Source organism: Ruegeria sp. AA3, from assembly GCF_056542905.1.
This window is the reverse complement of sequence record NZ_JBQGAQ010000003.1, coordinates 335,457-354,101: the sequence shown is the minus strand read 5'-3', so window position 1 is coordinate 354,101 and position 18,645 is coordinate 335,457. Positions and strand designations below refer to the sequence as shown.

Annotated in this window: 20 protein-coding genes; 7 read left to right on the top strand and 13 right to left on the bottom strand. The window is 57.6% G+C overall.

Annotated elements, in window-relative coordinates:
• Positions 1 to 41: 41 nt before the first annotated feature.
• The 3 genes from ACR0JR_RS08340 to ACR0JR_RS08330 all read right to left on the bottom strand — a co-directional run bounded on the left by ACR0JR_RS08340 (position 42) and on the right by ACR0JR_RS08330 (position 1,456).
• Complete coding sequence (locus ACR0JR_RS08340; RefSeq protein WP_480455780.1) at positions 42 to 629, bottom strand: biotin transporter BioY; 588 nt, start codon at positions 627 to 629, stop codon at positions 42 to 44.
• A 75-nt stretch (positions 630 to 704) separates the two neighbouring features.
• Complete coding sequence (locus ACR0JR_RS08335) at positions 705 to 1,127, bottom strand: DUF6314 family protein (RefSeq protein WP_480455778.1); 423 nt, start codon at positions 1,125 to 1,127, stop codon at positions 705 to 707.
• Positions 1,124 to 1,456 (bottom strand): hypothetical protein, encoded by a 333-nt coding sequence (locus ACR0JR_RS08330; protein ID WP_480455776.1) that lies wholly within the window; start codon positions 1,454 to 1,456, stop codon positions 1,124 to 1,126. Before ACR0JR_RS08330 ends, ACR0JR_RS08335 begins: the two co-directional genes overlap by 4 nt.
• 88 nt (positions 1,457 to 1,544) lie before the next feature.
• Here ACR0JR_RS08330 and purB point away from each other — a divergent pair, with 88 nt between their 5' ends.
• The 4 genes from purB (at position 1,545) to ACR0JR_RS08310 (ending at position 5,935) form a co-directional block, all read left to right on the top strand.
• A complete protein-coding gene (purB, locus tag ACR0JR_RS08325) occupies positions 1,545 to 2,849 on the top strand; it encodes an adenylosuccinate lyase (RefSeq protein ID WP_480455774.1) in 1,305 nt (434 codons plus the stop codon).
• A 373-nt stretch (positions 2,850 to 3,222) separates the two neighbouring features.
• Positions 3,223 to 3,765, top strand: coding sequence for a tetratricopeptide repeat protein (locus tag ACR0JR_RS08320; RefSeq protein WP_480455773.1), 543 nt, complete (start codon positions 3,223 to 3,225; stop codon positions 3,763 to 3,765).
• Between the two features lie 66 nt (positions 3,766 to 3,831).
• Positions 3,832 to 4,926, top strand: coding sequence for a flagellar motor switch protein FliG (locus ACR0JR_RS08315; RefSeq protein WP_480455771.1), 1,095 nt, complete (start codon positions 3,832 to 3,834; stop codon positions 4,924 to 4,926).
• 85 nt (positions 4,927 to 5,011) lie between these two features.
• On the top strand, positions 5,012 to 5,935 hold the full coding sequence (locus ACR0JR_RS08310) for a lysophospholipid acyltransferase family protein (RefSeq protein ID WP_480455814.1): 924 nt from the start codon (positions 5,012 to 5,014) through the stop codon (positions 5,933 to 5,935).
• Here the strand turns inward: ACR0JR_RS08310 and ACR0JR_RS08305 are convergent, their stop codons facing one another.
• Complete coding sequence (locus tag ACR0JR_RS08305) at positions 5,936 to 6,637, bottom strand: DUF1223 domain-containing protein (RefSeq protein ID WP_480455769.1); 702 nt, start codon at positions 6,635 to 6,637, stop codon at positions 5,936 to 5,938. It lies immediately after the preceding gene.
• A 226-nt stretch (positions 6,638 to 6,863) separates the two neighbouring features.
• Here ACR0JR_RS08305 and acnA point away from each other — a divergent pair, with 226 nt between their 5' ends.
• The 3 genes from acnA to ACR0JR_RS08290 all read left to right on the top strand — a co-directional run bounded on the left by acnA (position 6,864) and on the right by ACR0JR_RS08290 (position 11,991).
• On the top strand, positions 6,864 to 9,554 hold the full coding sequence (acnA, locus tag ACR0JR_RS08300) for an aconitate hydratase AcnA (RefSeq protein ID WP_480455767.1): 2,691 nt from the start codon (positions 6,864 to 6,866) through the stop codon (positions 9,552 to 9,554).
• A gap of 117 nt (positions 9,555 to 9,671) precedes the next feature.
• On the top strand, positions 9,672 to 11,174 hold the full coding sequence (locus ACR0JR_RS08295; RefSeq protein WP_480455766.1) for a BCCT family transporter: 1,503 nt from the start codon (positions 9,672 to 9,674) through the stop codon (positions 11,172 to 11,174).
• Positions 11,175 to 11,289: 115 nt separating this feature from the next.
• The gene (locus ACR0JR_RS08290; RefSeq protein WP_480455764.1) at positions 11,290 to 11,991 is read left to right on the top strand and encodes an SDR family NAD(P)-dependent oxidoreductase; all 702 of its coding nucleotides are present in this window, start codon (positions 11,290 to 11,292) and stop codon (positions 11,989 to 11,991) included.
• Here ACR0JR_RS08290 and ACR0JR_RS08285 read toward each other — a convergent pair.
• The 9 genes from ACR0JR_RS08285 to secD form a co-directional block, all read right to left on the bottom strand.
• On the bottom strand, positions 11,986 to 12,528 hold the full coding sequence (locus ACR0JR_RS08285; RefSeq protein WP_480455762.1) for a DsbE family thiol:disulfide interchange protein: 543 nt from the start codon (positions 12,526 to 12,528) through the stop codon (positions 11,986 to 11,988). The genes ACR0JR_RS08290 and ACR0JR_RS08285 overlap by 6 nt on opposite strands.
• The gene (gene ccmD / locus ACR0JR_RS08280) at positions 12,521 to 12,679 is read right to left on the bottom strand and encodes a heme exporter protein CcmD (RefSeq protein ID WP_010442050.1); all 159 of its coding nucleotides are present in this window, start codon (positions 12,677 to 12,679) and stop codon (positions 12,521 to 12,523) included. Before ccmD ends, ACR0JR_RS08285 begins: the two co-directional genes overlap by 8 nt.
• A complete protein-coding gene (locus tag ACR0JR_RS08275) occupies positions 12,676 to 13,449 on the bottom strand; it encodes a heme ABC transporter permease (protein ID WP_010442049.1) in 774 nt (257 codons plus the stop codon). Before ACR0JR_RS08275 ends, ccmD begins: the two co-directional genes overlap by 4 nt.
• A 61-nt stretch (positions 13,450 to 13,510) precedes the next feature.
• Positions 13,511 to 14,167, bottom strand: a complete 657-nt coding sequence (ccmB, locus tag ACR0JR_RS08270; protein WP_074733966.1) for a heme exporter protein CcmB — start codon at positions 14,165 to 14,167, stop codon at positions 13,511 to 13,513.
• Positions 14,164 to 14,778, bottom strand: a complete 615-nt coding sequence (ccmA, locus tag ACR0JR_RS08265) for a heme ABC exporter ATP-binding protein CcmA (RefSeq protein ID WP_480455760.1) — start codon at positions 14,776 to 14,778, stop codon at positions 14,164 to 14,166. Before ccmA ends, ccmB begins: the two co-directional genes overlap by 4 nt.
• Before the next feature lie 130 nt (positions 14,779 to 14,908).
• Positions 14,909 to 15,262 carry an Mth938-like domain-containing protein gene (locus tag ACR0JR_RS08260; RefSeq protein ID WP_480455758.1) on the bottom strand — a complete coding sequence of 118 codons (354 nt, stop codon included), beginning with the start codon at positions 15,260 to 15,262 and terminating at the stop codon, positions 14,909 to 14,911.
• Between the two features lie 10 nt (positions 15,263 to 15,272).
• On the bottom strand, positions 15,273 to 16,019 hold the full coding sequence (locus ACR0JR_RS08255) for a sulfite exporter TauE/SafE family protein (protein ID WP_480455756.1): 747 nt from the start codon (positions 16,017 to 16,019) through the stop codon (positions 15,273 to 15,275).
• Positions 16,012 to 16,980, bottom strand: coding sequence for a protein translocase subunit SecF (secF, locus tag ACR0JR_RS08250; RefSeq protein ID WP_170779829.1), 969 nt, complete (start codon positions 16,978 to 16,980; stop codon positions 16,012 to 16,014). The genes ACR0JR_RS08255 and secF overlap by 8 nt, the downstream gene beginning before the upstream one ends.
• Position 16,981: 1 nt before the next feature.
• Complete coding sequence (gene secD / locus ACR0JR_RS08245; RefSeq protein ID WP_480455754.1) at positions 16,982 to 18,643, bottom strand: protein translocase subunit SecD; 1,662 nt, start codon at positions 18,641 to 18,643, stop codon at positions 16,982 to 16,984.
• Between the last annotated feature and the right edge of the window lie 2 nt (positions 18,644 to 18,645).

Here is an 18,645-nt window from a genome sequence, read left to right as displayed (position 1 = left end):
AAAGCTCCGAACGCGGGTGTGTCTTGCGCATGAGCGCGCTATCAGGTGCGTGCGTTGCCCAGCAGTTTCCACAGACCGGGGATCAGCAGAGCGGCCAGCGCCAGCTTGATCGCATCACCCAGCAGGAAGGGTGTCAGGCCCCATTCCAGGATCGGCTTGTCCCAGCCATACAGCTGACCCAACCACAGCAGTCCCGGCACGTAGATCAGCACGTTGGCCAGTACCAGCGCTAGCGCCAGCTTGCCGACCGAGCGGTCCCAGCCGCGCGCGGCCAGTGCGCCCAGCAGAATGGTCGCCATCAGGTAACCGACAAGATAGCCACCGGTGCCACCCATCATGTAGGTCAGGCCGAATTTTTCGGCCGAGGAACCCGCAAACACGTCAAAGCCCAGAGCGCCAACCAGCAGGTATCCCAGCATCGTGATCAGGCCAAGGCGCGCGCCATAAGCGGTGCCGATGGTCAGAACGGCGAATGTGCCCATGGTGATCGGAACCGGCCACATCGGCACTTTGATTTTGGCAGCAACAGCCAGAGCAACGATACCCAGGGCAACCAGAGCCACCTGCTTGACGCGCAGCGCCATCCCCTCACGCGGGCCAAAAGCATTGGCCAATACGTTTGCGTTCATCTCATATCTCCACATTCGGACTTATTTGCAACTGCAGCAATGCCCGTTCCGAAGCGTTGCTGCAAGATGATTACGCTATCGCAGCGCGTATTTGGTCTCCATTTCATAGGATTTTCGCGGTCCGGTCACTTTCCAACGGACAGTCCAGCGTGGCCATCCCGAGAAATCATATACTGCATCATAGCTGTCTGGCGGGCAATCGTGGTGGTCCTCGGCGCGGGGCTGACCTAGCTGGAGTGCGTGAAAAAACCGGTCATCGTCGAAGTGAATGGCAATCTGATCCCCAGCATCACGCCAAAGGTATCGACGCGTTCCCGTCATTGCAGGCTGCCCCGGGATGCGCAGCGTGACCGTCTCGTCATACACCAACCCCAGCGCATCTTGCTGCAACTCTGCTTGACCATCCGCATGAATGATCTGGCCCGCACGCTCATCCCGGATGAGGCGTGTCAGGCTCCAAACCCCTTGGAAATCCGCGATATTCCTGGGTAGGTTCACTTCACAAAGGTTCCGTCAGTCGTATTGCCTGCGTCATCTACAAACCGGATCGTATCTCCGCTTTGCGCGACATCGTAGCAAGCCCAGATATCAGATGGCGGCCAGACCGAACAATATCGATCCTCACGCACAGCCCAGCGCCCCGCACTAGGGCGACCGGAAAAGTACTGCGTGTGCATGCTGTCATCGAAGGTCTGGCTGATACCTTCACCGTAGTCGAGTTTCTTGCCCACAAGCGCCATCAGGATTTCATCCCCTGTCAGCCGCCGAAACTCCTCAGCGGATAAAATTCCCGGCCAAAGCAACAAAATCAGGGCAAACCGTCTCATCCCAGCACTCGCGCCTTGTTCCTTGGTCAATGCGCGGCTAAACCCCGCGCCAACGCCTCATCCCAATCACAAAAAGGTGCTGCCGCCAATGATTCCCCGCTATTCCCGCCCCGAGATGGTCGCCATCTGGTCGCCCGAGAGCAAGTTCCGCATCTGGTACGAGATCGAGGCCCATGCCTGCGACGCAATGGCCGATCTGGGCGTGATCCCGCGTGAAAACGCCGAGGCGGTGTGGAAAGCCAAGGACGTCGAATTCGACGTTGCCCGCATCGACGAGATCGAAGCCGTTACCAAGCACGACGTCATCGCCTTCCTGACCCACCTGGCCGAACATGTAGGCAGCGAAGAGGCCCGTTTCGTGCATCAGGGCATGACTTCCTCCGACGTGTTGGACACCTGCCTTAACGTGCAGCTCACCCGTGCCGCTGACATCCTGATCGCCGATCTCGAAGGTCTGCTGGCCGCCCTCAAGCGCCGCGCTATCGAGCACAAGAACACGATCCGCATCGGTCGCAGCCACGGTATTCACGCAGAGCCCACTACCATGGGTCTGACCTTCGCGCGTTTCTATGCCGAGATGGACCGCAACCTGTCCCGTATGCGCGACGCCCGCGCGGAAATCGCCACCGGCGCGATCAGCGGCGCGGTTGGAACCTTCGCGAATGTCGACCCGCAGGTTGAAGAGCATGTGTGCGACAAACTGGGTCTGGTGCCCGAGCCGATCAGCACGCAGGTCATCCCGCGCGACCGTCACGCGGCCTTCTTTGCCACACTGGGCGTGATCGCCAGCAGCATCGAAAACATCGCCATCGAAATCCGCCACATGCAGCGGACCGAAGTGCTGGAGGGGGCCGAGTTTTTCTCGATGGGCCAAAAGGGCTCGTCGGCCATGCCGCACAAGAAGAACCCGGTGCTGACCGAAAATCTGACCGGTCTGGCCCGTATGGTGCGTGCTGCCGTGGTCCCGGCGATGGAGAACGTGGCGCTGTGGCATGAGCGCGATATCTCGCACTCCTCGGTCGAACGCATGATCGGGCCGGACGCCACCATCACTCTGGATTTTGCCCTTGCCCGCCTGACAGGGGTGATCGACAAGATGCTGATCTTCCCCGAGAACATGCTTGAAAACATGAACAAGTTCCCTGGTCTTGTGATGAGCCAGCGGGTTCTTCTGGCGCTGACACAGGCAGGGGTCAGCCGCGAGGATGCCTATGCCATGGTTCAGCGCAACGCGCTGAAGGTCTGGGAGCATCGTACCGATTTCAAAGAGGAACTGCTGGCCGATGCTGATGTAACCGCCGCGCTGAGCCCGGAAGAGATCGAAGAGAAATTCGACCTCGGCTACCACACCAAACACGTTGATACGATTTTCGCGCGCGTGTTCGGCGAATAAACCCGGACCGGATTTAGGCAAGGCCCGGCCTGTTTGTTCAGGCCGGGCCTTGTTTCTTTGCCAGATTGGCAAAACTCGGGTAATCTGCTGGCATCTTTTCCGCGAAAGGAAAACACGATGCTAAGAATTGCTCTATGTGCAATTGCTTTGATTTGCGCAGGCACCGCCGGGCTTGCTTGCAGCGGTCATGCAAAGCAAACCCAGTCCTGTGCGGAAGGCACGACATGGGACAGCGAAAGCCAAAGCTGCATGAAAATCGTCAATAGCTGACATTTTTTTTCCTGCTTGTGAATAAAAGCGATCGGTCAATCGTTAGCTTTTTTGAAGATCACGCTATGATTGTAACAAGTCACTTTGACAACGGAGTAGGAACATGCGTCTCGTACTAGCCTCGGCCATCGCTCTTCAGGCCTTTACCTTCGCACCCATGGCAATTGCTGCGGGTGGTGGTGATAGCAGCCCACCCAAGCCGACAAATACCACCAAGAAGTGCCTGTTTGGTCGGGTTTACGACGAGTCTGCAGGGCGCTGTGTTAAACCAGACAAATCCAATTTCTCCGACGATCAGTTGTATGACGCCGTGCGTGAGTTGGCCTATGACGGGCAATATGAGAACGCACAGGGCATTCTGCGTATCATGAACCAAGATGACGATCGGGTGCAGACCTATTGGGGCTTCACCTATCGCAAAATGGGTGAATTGGAACTGGCCAACACCTTCTATCAGAAAGCCATCGAAACCAACCCTGATAACATCCTCGCCCGTAGCTATATGGGTCAGGGCTTTGTCGCCGAAGGAAAGACCGAACTGGCCATAGCGCAATGGCGCGAGATCAAGGCGCGCGGCGGCGAAGGTACTTGGGCCGAAGCATCGCTGCGCGAGGCTATTCGCACCGGGCTGACCTATAGCTACTGAGTTTCAGGGTTTCTTTACCTGAGTCTCGCTAATCTACCTGTAACGCAATATTGGCAATGCAGGCAGATGCAGGATACGAACCTAATGGTACAGATGTCGCCGGGTGCTCAGGCCCCGGCGGCAGACCAAGAGAACGACGCTCCACGTGTCGTGCCTCGCAATCTCAGCAATCGGGAAAAGGCTGCGGTTGTTGTAAGGCTTCTTCTGAACGAAGGCGCGGATATCCCGCTTGAGGAACTGCCTGACCTGCTGCAGGAGCAGTTAACCCATCAACTGGGTCAAATGGGACTGGTTGACCGAGTGACGCTCGCCGCTGTCGCACAGGAGTTTGCCGATGCGCTTGATGGTGTCGGTCTTTCATTCCCACATGGGCTGGCCGGCGCTCTGGATGCCGTGAATGGCAAAATTGCACCGGCCACCGCTGCCCGGTTGCGCAAGGTGGCGGGGGTACGCCAGATCGGTGACCCATGGCAACGCTTGCGCGAGGTATCCGCAGAAAATCTGGCCGAGATGGCCAGAGCGGAAAGCACCGAAGTCGCAGCCGTCATGCTGTCAAAACTAGAAACCGCCAAGGCTGCACAATTGCTGGGCCACCTGCCCGGCCCCACGGCGCGGCGGATAACCTATGCGGTATCGAGAACGGCCAACGTGAACCCTGAGGCGGTTGAGCGGATTGGTTGGTCCTTGGCTGCTCAATTGGATCAACGCCCCGAGCCCGCCTTTCGGGATGGACCGGGTGAGCGTGTGGGCGCGATCCTCAACCAGTCCGCTGCGGCGACGCGTAATGGTTTGCTGACCGCTCTGGATGAAGAAGACGCCGATTTTGCCAATACCGTCCGGCAATCGATCTTCATCTTTTCGCACGTGCCCTCCCGAATCCAATCCCGTGATATTCCTGCGATTCTGCGCGGCGTGGACCAACCTGTTCTTGTCACCGCACTTGTCGGGGCCAGCACCGACGAAGACCTTGCAACGGTCGAGTTCTTTCTGGCAAACATGTCCTCTCGCATGGCAGACAATCTGCGTGAAGAAATGGCCGAACGTGGCAAGGTCAAACAATCCGATACCGAGGATGCGATGTCTCAGATCGTCGCCGCCATTCGCGCCCTTCTGGACGAAGGCGCGATTACACTTGTCGAAACGGAAGAGGCTGAAGAATAATCTGGCCCGGCGCGGCTACTTGTGATCGCACGATGAGGACTGTATGTCTGAGCGCGCAGTTCACAACACTCAGGTGTCCTTCCCCATGCCCGTCGAAAAGTCGGAACTGAGCCGCTTTGAGCTTGGAAAATACTACATCACCAACTTGTTTCTGACCGGTGTGATCGGCTGTATGCGCCTGCTGCCATACGAGCGCCGTATCGGCGCAATGGGAGCAATTGTTCGCTGGCTTGCGCCTTTGGTCGGTTTCCGGACCCGTGTGCGCCGCAACCTGAAACTCACCTGCCCCGACTTACCCGAGGCCGAGGTCAAACGAATTTGCCGCGCCGTACCTGACAATGCTGGACGCGCGATCATGGAGCACTTTTCGGCCGATGGTTTCATTGATCGGCAAAGCAAGGCCAAAGTTTCTGGATCGGGTGTCCAGGCGTTTGATACCGCCGTCGCCGAGGGACGTCCGGTGATGATGATCACTGCGCATTTTGGTCATTATCTGGCGGCGCGCGTCGCTTTGCAGGCCCGCAGCGGTCGACCCATCGGCTGCCTTTATCGCCGCATGGCTAACCCGTACTTCAACGACATGTATGTCGAAGCATTCCATCAGACTGGTTCCCCCATGTTCGAACAGGGGCGCCGGGGCATGGTTGAGATGGTCAGGTCGCTCAAAAGCGGAGGTATTATCGCCATCGTATCCGATCTGCATGCGCATGGCGGCGAAGAGTTGACCTTTTTCGGCAAACCCGCCGTGACTTCGGTGCTGAACGCGGAACTTGCGATCAAGTACAAGGCCGTGCTGATCCCCTGCTATGCCGTGCGTCAGCCCAACGGGATCGATTTTGAGATCGTTCTGCATGATCCGGTCCCCCATACCGATCCCAAGACCATGACGCAGTTCACAAATGACGATCTGGAAGCGATGGTGCGTCAACACATGGGGCAATGGTTCTGGATACACCGTCGCTGGAAAGCCTGGCGTGGACTGGGCGTTCAACCTAAAGATATGCCTTAATTACTTGACTCGTGTCGCTGCGACGATCGGACCATGCTCTATACGTTGGATCAGAACTACCGCCGGTAAATCCGATGACAGTGACGCAGTAAAGCTTTGCGGTGTTTGGCCATCCCAGTGACCGGCCACCTGCCAGTTCTCAACCACATTCGCATAATCCAGTTCGTGCCCAGCCAGTTCCCCACGCCGGATTGAGGCGTGACGCATCGGTGAGTACTGCACGACCCGCACATCATAGGTTTCACCTTCCGCCAACTCGACCGGGACAACGTCCACAGTCACGTCGTTAGCCGTACGGGTGGCGCTAACCTCAGCTTCGGGCACTGCGGTCTGGTGCGCGTCGATCAGCCGTTCCAACTCAAACGACTTTGCACCCACCACGTCCTGCTGACCGTTCACAACCATCTGAGGTGTGTAAATCATCGTCCGCCCACCTTCGCGCGCATAGGCTCTCTGACGCTCCGTATGATCGGGATCGGCATATTCGTCTTTCCACCCAATATAGTCCCAATAGTCCACATGCAGCGCCAGCCCGATCACATCATCTCGCTTGGCCAGTTCATGCATGATCCGGTCTGCAGGCGGGCAGGATGAGCAACCTTGTGACGTGAACAATTCGACCACCACCGGATCGTCTTGCGCCTCAGCCGAGACAGCAAGAAAGAGCGAAACAAACGCGGATGCGGTGGCCGATCTGAGCATGGGTTCTCTCGATTTTTTGTGAGCACCAACAAGCATTAGATCGAAACTGAAAAAACTGCCAATCAAGGTTTCTTGAGACCGAAACCTTCAATCTTCGGCAAAATGTGTGCAATGGTATACAATTTTATATGTATGTGAGCCGTTGCACCTTGAAACAACGCGTGCCGTGATGCAGATAAGCCATAGCGAACTCTAGTATCCAAATCATTCGAGAGGGAGGCCAAAGATGCCCATCAAGGTCGGACAGGACACAGCCCAAACACGCCGCAGTCTGAACGTGAATGGTAAATCCATTTCCTATTACTCGATTCCAGCTGCTCAGGAAGCAGGCCTGGGTGATTTCTCGAACCTGCCTGCCGCGCTGAAAGTGGTGTTGGAAAATATGCTGCGGTTCGAGGATGACGGGTTCTCGGTATCCGTAGATGACATCAAGGCCTTCGCCGAATGGGGCGCAAATGGCGGCAAGAATCCGCGCGAGATCGCTTATCGCCCTGCCCGCGTGCTGATGCAGGACTTTACTGGCGTCCCGGCTGTGGTTGATCTGGCAGCGATGCGCGACGGCATCAAGGCACTGGGTGGTGACGCCCAGAAAATTAACCCACTCAACCCGGTTGATCTGGTCATCGACCACTCGGTCATGATCGACGAGTTCGGGAACCCGCGCGCGTTTCAGATGAACGTGGATCGCGAGTATGAGCGCAATATGGAGCGTTACCAGTTCCTCAAATGGGGTCAGGGTGCGTTCAATAACTTCCGCGTTGTGCCCCCCGGCACCGGCATTTGCCATCAGGTGAACCTTGAATATCTGGCCCAGACCGTCTGGACCGATACGGACCAGAGCGGCGAAGAAGTCGCCTATCCCGACACGCTTGTCGGTACCGACAGCCATACCACCATGGTCAACGGTATGGCGGTTCTTGGTTGGGGCGTCGGCGGGATCGAGGCCGAGGCCGCGATGCTAGGTCAGCCGATCTCGATGCTGATCCCCGAGGTTGTGGGCTTTGAACTGACGGGCTCGATGGTCGAAGGCACGACCGGCACAGACCTTGTTCTGAAGGTCGTTGAGATGCTGCGCGAGAAAGGTGTGGTTGGCAAATTCGTCGAGTTCTATGGTGAAGGACTGGACCGGCTGCCACTGGCCGACCGCGCCACCATCGCCAATATGGCCCCCGAATACGGCGCGACCTGTGGGTTCTTCCCCATCGACGGCGAAACCCTGCGCTACATGCGCAATACCGGGCGCGATGAGGATCGATTGGCATTGGTCGAAGCCTATGCCAAGGAAAACGGGTTCTGGCGGGATGAGAACTATTCGCCGATCTACACCGACACCCTGTCGCTGGATATGGGCACGATCGTTCCCGCGATCTCGGGCCCGAAACGTCCGCAGGATTATGTCGCGCTGACCGACGCCAAAGCCGCTTTCACCAAGGAAATGGCAGAAACCTTCAAGCGCCCAATGGGCAAACAGGTCGAAGTCAAAGGTGAAGAATATGGAATGGAGTCCGGCAAGGTCGTGATCGCCTCGATCACCTCCTGCACCAACACGTCGAACCCCTATGTCATGATTGGCGCAGGTCTGGTGGCGAAGAAAGCGCATGAGCTGGGCCTGAACCGGCAGCCTTGGGTCAAAACCTCGCTGGCCCCCGGTTCGCAAGTGGTGTCCGAGTATCTTGAAGCCGCTGGCCTGCAGGAACATCTGGACGCGATCGGATTTAACCTTGTTGGCTATGGCTGCACCACCTGTATCGGTAACTCTGGACCGATCCAGAAAGAAATCAGCGAAGCGATTGCCGAGGGCGATCTGGTCGCGACCTCGGTTCTGTCCGGAAACCGGAACTTTGAAGGCCGAATCTCGCCTGATGTCCGCGCGAACTATCTGGCCTCACCGCCGCTGGTTGTCGTTTACGCACTGGCGGGCACCATGGATATCGACCTGACATCCGAGCCAATCGGCAAGGACAAGGACGGTAACGATGTCTTCATGAAAGACCTCTGGCCGAGCCAAAAGGAAATCTCCAATCTGGTGCAGGAAACCGTGACGCGCGAGGCATTCCAGTCGAAATATGCCGACGTTTTCAAAGGCGACGAGAAATGGCAGTCGGTTGAGACCACCGATGCAGAAACCTACGACTGGCCACCTGCTTCGACCTACATCCAGAACCCGCCCTATTTCCAGGGCATGGGACATGAACCCGGCGCAATCTCGAATATCGACGGGGCGAAGGTTCTGGCCGTTCTGGGTGATATGGTCACCACCGACCACATCTCACCCGCTGGGTCCTTTGCGACAACTACTCCGGCTGGTAAGTACCTGATTGAACGTCAGGTTCAACCGCGCGAGTTCAATTCCTACGGGTCGCGCCGTGGCAACCACGAGGTCATGATGCGCGGCACCTTCGCCAATATCCGCATCAAAAACGAGATGCTGGACGGCGTTGAAGGCGGCTACACAAAAGGACCCGATGGCGAGCAGACGTCGATCTATGACGCCTCGATGGCCTATCAGGCAAACGGCACACCGCTGGTCGTTTTCGGGGGTGAGCAATACGGCGCGGGGTCTTCGCGCGACTGGGCGGCCAAAGGGACCGCTTTGTTGGGTGTCAAAGCGGTGATCGCAGAGAGCTTTGAGCGTATCCACCGCTCAAACCTCGTCGGAATGGGTGTGATCCCGTTCGAATTCACAGGCGGCGACAACCGCAAGTCGCTGGGTCTGAAAGGGGATGAAACCGTCTCGATCGACGGGTTGGATACGATTGAACCGCTGCAAGAAGTTCCCTGCACCATCGTCTACGGCGATAGCACAGAGAAGACCATCAACCTGAAGTGCCGCATCGATACCGCGCCTGAGATCGAATACATCGAAAACGGCGGCGTGCTGCAATATGTGTTGCGTAACCTCGCAAAATCTACATAACGCAACAGCTTACTACCCAATCTTCATCCCCGGCCCAGCGCCGGGGGTTTTGTTTTCTGGTCATTTATTCAAAAATCTGAAACTGTTGGGCGAAAGCACATCTGGAACCCAAACACTATGAAAAAACCTAACGCCTTGCTGGTTTGCTCGCTCAGCGTCATCTCGGTGATCGGGATATGGGGCGTGATAGATATCCAAAGCCTGGTGACTTGGGCCAACGGCATCGTGCAGCAAACCTTCCACAGCCGTGGCTGGTTCGTGATGCTCGCGGCCTCGGGCATGTTGATCGGGTGTTTGGTTCTTGCATTTTCGCCCTATGGCAACATTCGTTTGGGCCGGGATGATGAAGAGCCCGAGTTCTCGACCGCCACTTGGATCTCGATGCTGTTCTCGGCCGGAATGGGCGTAGGCTTGCTGTTCTGGGCCGTCGCCGAGCCGCTAACACATTTCAACTTCATCTCAGGCATGGCCCCCGATTATGTTGCCGCGCAGCAGGCGATGCTGGCGACGAACTTCCACTGGGGGCTGCACGCCTGGGCGATTTACGGCTCCACCGCTCTGACCATCGCTTATTTCAGCTTTCGGCGCGGGACGGGTATGATGGTCAGCGCCCCGATCAAAAGCCTGTTCCCCGGAGAACGCTGGGCCGAGCGTGTCGGGTGGCTGTCGGATTTCATGGCCATCGTCGCAATCGCCATTGGCGTTGGCGGCTCCATGGCCATGGGCGTGTTTCAGGTTGCGGACGGGATCGCGGTTCTGGGTGGTCGGGAAACGGTTGGCGCCCTTCTGATCGGCGTTGTTTTTCTGGCGATGGTCGCAGCCTACATCCCTGCGCTGTTGATCGACCTAGGCCAAGGCATGGCACGCTTGTCGAATGCAGCAATGCTGATCGCGATCTGCCTGGTGGCCTACACAGTGGTCCTCGGCCCCACCGAGTATCTGTTGAACACCGTGGTTCAGGGGTTCGGCGATTACGTCACCAACGTCATCCCTCGGGGCTTTCAGACCTTCACGTTCTTCGGCGATGACGTCACCAAATGGTTCAGCGACTGGACCCTCACCTACATGGTCTGGTGGATCGCCTGGGGGCCATTTGTCGGCGTGTTCGTCGCGCGTATCTCTCGCGGTCGCACGATCCGAGAATTCGTGATCGGAGTGCTCTTCGCACCCACACTGTTCTCGATCCTCTGGTTCGGCGCCTTTGGCGGCATCGGTCTATTTGAGGCGCTCAACGGTGCCGGAGAATTGCTGGCCTATACGCAAACAAACATCGAGCGTGTGACCTTCGCCCTGCTCGACCGTTTGCCCTTGTCGTTGATCACAACACTCGCAACCGTAGCCGCGGCGTTTCTGTTCATCGTAACCAGCGTCGTCAGCGCGGCCTTTGTGCTGGGCACATTCTCGACCGAGGGGGATGAGAACCCACCCCCGCGCGTGCGCCTGATCTGGGGCGCATTACTGGGCCTGTTGAGCGTCGCGATGATCCTGTCGGGCTCGGTGGACTCGGTCAAAGTCCTGATCTCACTCGGGGCGTTGCCCTTTGTATTTATTTCGGTTCTGCTGATGGTCTGCCTGTTCCGAGGGTTACGAGAGGAGGGGCTGAGCCATGCTGATCGGTGATCTGACAGATACCCTTATGAATCTGACCACCTTTGCATTCATCGGCGCGATGATCTGGATTTTGGTCCGCAAGTAACTGCTTGAATCTCAGCTGCTTTGCCGATTTTCTAAAACCATGGACAAAGTTGCACTGATAACCGGCGGCGCGCGGGGGATTGGACGCGCGATTGTCAAAGATTTCCGCCGTGATCACCGCGTCGCGTTTACGTGGCTGTCGAGCAAACCTGCGCCAGAGCTTCTGCGTGGGGATGTTCTGGCCATACGTTCTGATCTGTCTGCGCCAGACCAGCCAGCTAGCGTGATTTCGCAGGTGATCAAGAGGTTTGGACGGCTTGATGTGATCGTCAATAATGCCGGCCTTGTGAAATCCACACCCAAAGAGGAATTTCGGGCCGAGGACCACCGCGCCATTCTGGATTTGAACCTGCTGGCCCCTGCTGCATTGCTGACGGCGGCGCTGCCACATCTCAAACGCGACGCCTCAATTGTCAGCATCTCATCTATGAACGCAGTCTTGCCGCCTCGGGATGCGGTGACTTATGGGGCCAGCAAGGCCGCCCTGAATCTATGGACCCACGCCATGGCCAAGGAACTTGGGCCAGAGGGTATACGCGTTAACGCGGTCGCACCGGGTGCGATCAACATTCCCGAAGCGCCCCGGTCCGAGGAACTGACCGCGTTGTTTGTCAAAGAAACCGCTTTAGGTCGCGCGGGAAAGCCCGAAGATATCGCCAAAGTCGTCAGGTTTCTGGCGTCCGATGCCGCATCCTTCATCACCGGTGAGGTTCTGAGCGTCACCGGTGGTTATCGCTTATGAGCTGCCCGCGGCTTTCTCAAGTGCCGGGCGGATCGTGCTTTCGATCACGCGCTGCGTAATCGGCCCAGCCCAGCGCAGGATAATCGTGCCTTCGCCATCGACCACGTAGGTCTCGGGCACGCCATAGACGCCCCAATCCAGCCCCATACGTCCCTGTTCATCCTGTCCGATCCCGGCATAGGGATCGCCAAGCTCGGTCAGAAAAGCCTCGGCATTGTCCAGTTGGTCTTTGTAGTTGATGCCGTAAACTGGAATCCCTTCGTCTGACAGAGCCTGCAGATTGGGGTGTTCAACGCGGCACGGGGCGCACCAGCTGGCCCAGTAGTTAACCAGCTTAACCTCGCCATCACGCAGGGTGGCATCGTCGAAACCCGGTTTACCCGCGAATTCTGTCAGAACGACAGGCGGAGCAGGCTGCCCTTCGCGCGCCGAAGGCAAGGCATTGGGATCGTCGCGGAACATACCAATGCCAGCAAGCACAGCGAAGGCTCCGAAAATCAGAGGAGGCGCGATCATCAGGGGCGAAATCTTAGCCATTGCGCGACATCCTCTGTTCGACTTTCTCCATCTCAGCCCGCACCTTGCGGCCTCTGATCACGCTGAATCCCACCAGCGCAATCAGAAGCCCGATGGATACAACATAGGACCACAAAACAGTATCGGCATATTTTCCAAGATCAGGGATCATCCGTTCACCCTTTCCCGCGCCATCAGCGCCTTGGTTCGACGGGCTCGGATTTCGGTGCCCGTGCGATAGAAGACCAGCGCGATAAACAGAAGCACAAAGCCGATAATACACAGGAGCAGCGGATAGAAGTAGATGTTGCTAACCTTCTCCTCGGTATCCGTACCTGTGATCGCCCCTGCACGCATCACGGAAGCCCCCTGATGCAGCCCCTGATTCCAGAAATTCACCGCATACCGGCTGAGGAATGCAAAGACCGAGCCCACCAGGCAAAGGACCGAGGTCAGATCAGCCGCCGTGTCCGGATCTTCGATCGCTTCCCAAAGCGCGACATAACCTAAATAAAACAGGAACAGGATCAGGAACGAGGTCAGGCGCGGATCCCAGGCCCACCATGTGCCCCACATGGGCTGACCCCAGATCGCTCCGGTGGCCAATGCGATCAGCGTCATCACGATGCCGATGGGCGCAGCGGCACGGGCGGCTAGCGCACTGACATGGTGGCGACGCACCAGCCAGACGAGCGAGGTTGCCAGCATCATGATCCAGCAATTGATCGCCATCAGCGCGGCAGGCACGTGCAGGTAGATGATCTTTACGGTCGAGCCTTGTTTGTAGTCATCAGGGGTAAAGAAGAAACCCCAGATCAATCCTACGACCAGACACAGACCTGCGCCGATCCAGAAGAACGGAAGGACCCGCTCGCTGGTGGCGAGGAACTTGCGCGGATTGGCGTATTCCCAAAGGGCGTTGGCTTTGGCTGCGATTGTCATGGGCCCTATCTAGTCCGAGTCGGCATGGTTCTCAATTGACCTCAGTCAAGCTTTGTTCCCATCACCTAAGATTGATGCGCAGCACGGCGGCGCTGGCAAAGGGTAAAAGTGCGACCGTAGCGGCGGTAATCCCTGCCAGCATAAGCAGGGGCGTTTGCGTCTCCATGCCTGTCGCACCGCGTCGGGCAACCTCGGCCCCGAAGATCAATGTCGGCACGTAAAGCGGTAAAACCAGAAGCGAAAGGAGCAGACCGCCCCGTTTCAGGCCCACGGTGAGGGCGGCGCCGAAGGTACCGATAACGCTCATCGCCGGAGTGCCAAGCAGCAGTGAGATCACCAGCCACGAAAACCCGGGCACAGGCAGGTTTAGTAAAACGCCCAGAAACGGAGCAGCCAACACCAGCGGCAATCCTGTGGTCAACCAATGGGCTAGCGCTTTGATGGTGACGACCGACTCCAGTGGCAGCGGCGCGGTGGCAAGCAGATCAAGCGAGCCGTCTTCCCAATCCAGCGCCAGCAGACGGTCCAGCGAAAGCAGGCACGCCAAAAGCGCGCCCAGCCAAAGAACTCCCGGCGCGATGGTCGAAAGCAACGAGGATTGCGGGCCAACCGAGAATGGCACCAGAACGGTGACGATCAGGAAGAAAGCAAGACCGAGGCCAAAGCCACCCCCTGCGCGGAAGGCCAATTTCAGATCACGCAGCAATAAAGCGATCACAGGAAGCCTCCGTCGAAATCGTCGAAGGGTTTGGGTTTTGCCTTGTTGGGGCCAACGTCCAGAACCTCGCCGTCCAATCCAAGATCGATATGGGTCGCGATGAGGGCCGAACCACCCTGCCCCAGATGCGCGCGTACCGCATCCGCGAACATCTGCACGGCGTGACGATCCAGCGAGACCGTCGGCTCATCCAGCATCCAGATTGGACGCCCGGTAACCAGCATTCGCGCCAATCCCAGACGCCGTTTCTGCCCCGCCGAGAGGCTGCCCGCATGACGGTCAGCCAACTCATTCAGCTCAAATGCATCCAGAGCATGCTGGATATCACGGGTGCCAAAGACCGACGCCCAGAAGTTGAGATTTTCGACCACGGTGAGGGTCGGCTTTAACCCGTCAGAATGGGACGCATAAGCGATCCGGTCTTCTGCCCCTTCGATCTGTCCCACCAGCGGCGGCTGCAGGCCCGCAAGCGTACGCAGTAATGTTGTCTTTCCGATCCCGTTCGGCCCCCGCAGGATCAGCGCATTTCCGGCCTCAAGCGAGAAGCTCAGCCCTTCGAGCACGGGGACACCGCCGCGTGCGATGGCCAGGTCGGTTACTTTCAAAGTCATGAAGCCCGCTTAGCGGATTGTGCGTGTAGGCAAAAGGTCGGAATTGCCGCAGAGCGGCTGGTTGGATCGCAGTGAGGGGCCAGCCCCTCACACTCCCCGGGTTATTTTTAGCCAGATGAAGAACAGATCCTCAGACCGGGATCAACGCAAGCGCAACGCGGCGGCCTTCGGAAAGCAGCACGTTGTAGGTGCGGCAGGCAGCCGGAGAGTTCATGATTTCGACACCCAGCCCCACCTCTTCTAGCCTAGTGCGTAGGTCGATGGGGATGTGGGTCAGGTCTTTGCCCGTACCGATGAACAGAACGTCGACATGTTCGGACAAGGCCAAAAGCGGATCCGCCTCCGAGAATCCTGCCCAAATCGAAGTTCCGGTGGGGCCGGTCAAGACTGCCCCTTTATGAACCTGCCCACCGATCCGAAAGAACCCAGGGCCATAGCCATCGACGGGTTGAGCGTTTGTATATGTGATCTCATTTAAGCGCATGCGGAGGGTTCTAGCCCCAAAGCGGCAGGCCGGACAAGGCCGCTGTTGCGATAACCAGATAGGCTGCGGCGCGGTAGGGCCTTTCGTGTTCGGGTCGGAACATCCAACCCCCTAGCCAGTTACCGGCGATGTTGGGAACCGCCAGCGCGAGGCCCAATCCTATGCTTGCCATCGAAAGACGCCCCATCTCGCCGAGGTATCCAAGGATCAGCAAATCGAAAACAAACAGGAACAGCAGGATCGTCGCGCGGATTATCTCAACCGGCAATGGGCGCGACATGTAGAACAGGATGACAGCTGGTCCCGGTATCCCGGCCACTCCACCGAGCAGCCCCGCTGCCCCGCCAATTGCCACAACCATGCGGCGCCGCACCGTCCCGCGATAGCGCAGACCAAATATCAGTACGACAAGCATCGACAACGAGATCACACTGACCAAATAGCGAAATACTTCGGGTTGCGTACGCGTCAGCAGCCATAAGCCGACCGGTAGAACTAATGCGCATCCGAGTAGAAGGCGCGCCAAATCTCCTTTGTCGACGACAGACCATGCGCGGCGTAGGTTTGGGATGGGACCGAATATGTCCATAACTGTCAGCGCGATGATCGCGCCGAAAGGTCCAAGATAGGGGCTGGCGATGGGCAAGAATATCAGGGCTGTGCCAAAGCCGGAAAAGCCGCGCACGATGCCCCCAACAAAAGCAGCGAAAATGAGTACGGCCAGACCGGTTGGGGTCTGGCCGAAATACTCAGGCATCGATGTTGGCAAATTGGTTGCCCGCCGTATTCGACGGTTTCGACCAGTCGCGTTTGACCCCCAGCCACAGCAGGATGGTCGAGGCCACGAAGACTGACGAATAGGTCCCGACAATCACGCCCCAAATCATCGCGAAGACGAAGCCGCGGATCACGTCACCGCCCAGCACGTAAAGCGAGATCAGCGCCAGCAGCGTGGTCACCGAGGTCATCACTGTCCGGCTGAGCGTTTCATTGATCGAGATATTCAAAACCTCTTTGAGGTCTTTCTTCTTGTATTTGCGAAGGTTTTCGCGAACGCGGTCAAAAACAACCACGGTGTCATTCAGCGAATAGCCGACAATGGTCAGGAGCGCTGCGATGATGGCCAGGTCAAAGCGAATTTGCAGTTCCGAGAAGATACCAATGGTCAGGATCACGTCATGCACCAGCGCGGCGACCGCACCCAGAGCAAACTGCCATTCGAACCGGAGCCAGATATAGACAAGCACCGCGCCGATGGCCAAGGCGACAGCAATCACTGCGGTCTGGATCAACTCGCCCGAGACCTTGGGGCCCACAGATTCGACCGAAACGAACTGAATGTCCGGCGCGGCAACAGTCAATGCTTCTTCAACGGCGGTAACGATTGCTGCAGACACAGCTTCGGCTCCATCCTGTGCCTGAATACGGATCATCGCGACGTTTTCATCCTCGCCAAATGTCGGATCGAAAATCTCCGTGATGGTCACGTCGCCAAGTTCCAGCGGCGCGATGGCGTTGCGATAGGCGCCTACGTCGATCTCTTGCGCGGACTGCGTGCGGATCGTGGTGCCCCCGCGGAAGTCGATTCCGAAGTTCAGCCCCTGCAGCAGGAACGACGTGAAGGCGATCACCATCATCAGGCCTGAAATACCCAGCCAGATCTTCCAGCGGCTGAAGAAATCGAACGAGGTGTTTTGCGGTACGAGTTTCAGTCTCATGTCAAACCTCGATCGTTTTCGGACGGCGGCGTTCGAACCAGATTACGATCATCAGGCGCGTTACAAAGATCGCGGTGAAGACCGAGGTCAGAATACCCAGACCAAGTGTAATGGAGAACCCGCGTACCGGCCCGCTACCCATGGCAAACAGAATGGTTGCGGTGATGAATGTGGTTACGTTCGCGTCCAGAATGGCCGAAAGCGCCTTTTCATAGCCCAGCTCGATTGCGCGCGCAGGGCCTTTGGCAGATTTCAGTTCTTCGCGAATGCGTTCAAAGATCAGCACATTGGCGTCCACAGCCATACCGACCGTCAGTACGATCCCAGCGATCCCTGGAAGGGTCAGCGTCGCACCGATCAAAGAGAGCAGTCCGAAGAGCAAGCCCACATTCAGGATCAGCGCAATATTGGCGAAGATGCCAAACAGGCCATAGCTGAGCGCCATGAACACCAATACTGCGACAAACGCCACAATGGTTGCGACTTTACCCGCATCGATGCTGTCTTGCCCCAGCTCCGGGCCGATGGTGCGCTCTTCAAGAAATTCCAGGCCCGCAGGCAAGGCCCCCGCACGCAGCAGGACCGCCAGATTGGTGCTTTCCTCAACCGTAAAGTTACCGGTGATGATGCCGGAACCGCCAGGAATATGGCTTTGGATTACGGGGGCCGAGATCACCTCATCATCCAAAACAATGGCGAACGGCGCGCCGATATTTTCTAGCGTGTAGTCACCAAACTTGCGGGCACCAGAAGTATTGAAACGGAAGCTGACCGCAGGGCGTCCGTTCTGATCGAATGACGGTTGTGCGTCGACCAGCTCTTCCCCGGTTACCACCGGCGCTGATTCCAAGGTGTAATAAACCCCGTCCTCATCGATCGAAGGAACAACTTCTTCACCCACACCCGCGATGGCGTCAGGATCAGTACCGCGCCCCACCACGGGGTTGAACGTCAGCTGAGCCGTGGTGCCGATAATGTCTTTCAACTCACCTGCGCTACCGATGCCCGGCACCTGTATCAGTATCCGGTCAGCACCTTGGCGTTGGATTGTCGGTTCTCGCGTGCCGACTTCGTCGATGCGGCGACGAATAATCTCAAGCGCCTGACGCACCGTACGGTCATCCGAGGCAAGCTTTTCAGCCTCGGACAATTGTACGACAATGGTATCTCCTTCAGCGCGGGCTTCGATGTCAGTGGCCCCGACCCCGGTCAGTGTTTGCACCTGACGTGCCAGACCGCGCACGACTTCCAACGCGCGCGACATACCTTCAGGCTGACTGATGCGCACGCGAATCTCATCAGGGGCCGAGTCTTGTCGGCGAATGGTGCCTACCGTGGCGCGCTCATCGCGCAACGCATCGCGGATCTCGGGCCACATCGCCTCCATCCGAGATTCGTAGACGTCATCAACCTTAACTTCAGCCAGCAGATGCGCACCGCCGCGCAAATCGAGACCCAGATTGACAAGCGATGAAGGCAGCCAGTTCGGCCATTGCGCCGCCTCTGCCTGCATCTCAGGTGTATCGATGCCAAGCTCAATTGCGGCTTTGGCATCATTCGATTGCTCAACGCGTGTATAGAACGCATTCGGCAGGGCCAACAGTAGGCCGATCACGCAGACCGACCATATTAGGACCCGTTTCCAGGATTCAATTTGCAGCATTA

Coding starts and splice junctions, on each gene's coding strand:
- ccmD (WP_010442050.1), bottom strand. CDS start 12,679: ATGATCCCTGATCTTGGAAAATATGCCGATACTGTTTTGTGGTCCTAT.
- ACR0JR_RS08305 (WP_480455769.1), bottom strand. CDS start 6,637: ATGCTCAGATCGGCCACCGCATCCGCGTTTGTTTCGCTCTTTCTTGCT.
- ACR0JR_RS08340 (WP_480455780.1), bottom strand. CDS start 629: ATGAACGCAAACGTATTGGCCAATGCTTTTGGCCCGCGTGAGGGGATG.
- ACR0JR_RS08285 (WP_480455762.1), bottom strand. CDS start 12,528: ATGGCTAAGATTTCGCCCCTGATGATCGCGCCTCCTCTGATTTTCGGA.
- secD (WP_480455754.1), bottom strand. CDS start 18,643: ATGCTGCAAATTGAATCCTGGAAACGGGTCCTAATATGGTCGGTCTGC.
- ACR0JR_RS08275 (WP_010442049.1), bottom strand. CDS start 13,449: ATGACAATCGCAGCCAAAGCCAACGCCCTTTGGGAATACGCCAATCCG.
- acnA (WP_480455767.1), top strand. CDS start 6,864: ATGCCCATCAAGGTCGGACAGGACACAGCCCAAACACGCCGCAGTCTG.
- ACR0JR_RS08260 (WP_480455758.1), bottom strand. CDS start 15,262: ATGCGCTTAAATGAGATCACATATACAAACGCTCAACCCGTCGATGGC.
- ACR0JR_RS08295 (WP_480455766.1), top strand. CDS start 9,672: ATGAAAAAACCTAACGCCTTGCTGGTTTGCTCGCTCAGCGTCATCTCG.
- ACR0JR_RS08310 (WP_480455814.1), top strand. CDS start 5,012: ATGCCCGTCGAAAAGTCGGAACTGAGCCGCTTTGAGCTTGGAAAATAC.
- secF (WP_170779829.1), bottom strand. CDS start 16,980: ATGAGACTGAAACTCGTACCGCAAAACACCTCGTTCGATTTCTTCAGC.
- ACR0JR_RS08315 (WP_480455771.1), top strand. CDS start 3,832: ATGCAGGATACGAACCTAATGGTACAGATGTCGCCGGGTGCTCAGGCC.
- ACR0JR_RS08255 (WP_480455756.1), bottom strand. CDS start 16,019: ATGCCTGAGTATTTCGGCCAGACCCCAACCGGTCTGGCCGTACTCATT.
- ACR0JR_RS08330 (WP_480455776.1), bottom strand. CDS start 1,456: ATGAGACGGTTTGCCCTGATTTTGTTGCTTTGGCCGGGAATTTTATCC.
- ACR0JR_RS08290 (WP_480455764.1), top strand. CDS start 11,290: ATGGACAAAGTTGCACTGATAACCGGCGGCGCGCGGGGGATTGGACGC.
- ccmA (WP_480455760.1), bottom strand. CDS start 14,778: ATGACTTTGAAAGTAACCGACCTGGCCATCGCACGCGGCGGTGTCCCC.
- ACR0JR_RS08320 (WP_480455773.1), top strand. CDS start 3,223: ATGCGTCTCGTACTAGCCTCGGCCATCGCTCTTCAGGCCTTTACCTTC.
- purB (WP_480455774.1), top strand. CDS start 1,545: ATGATTCCCCGCTATTCCCGCCCCGAGATGGTCGCCATCTGGTCGCCC.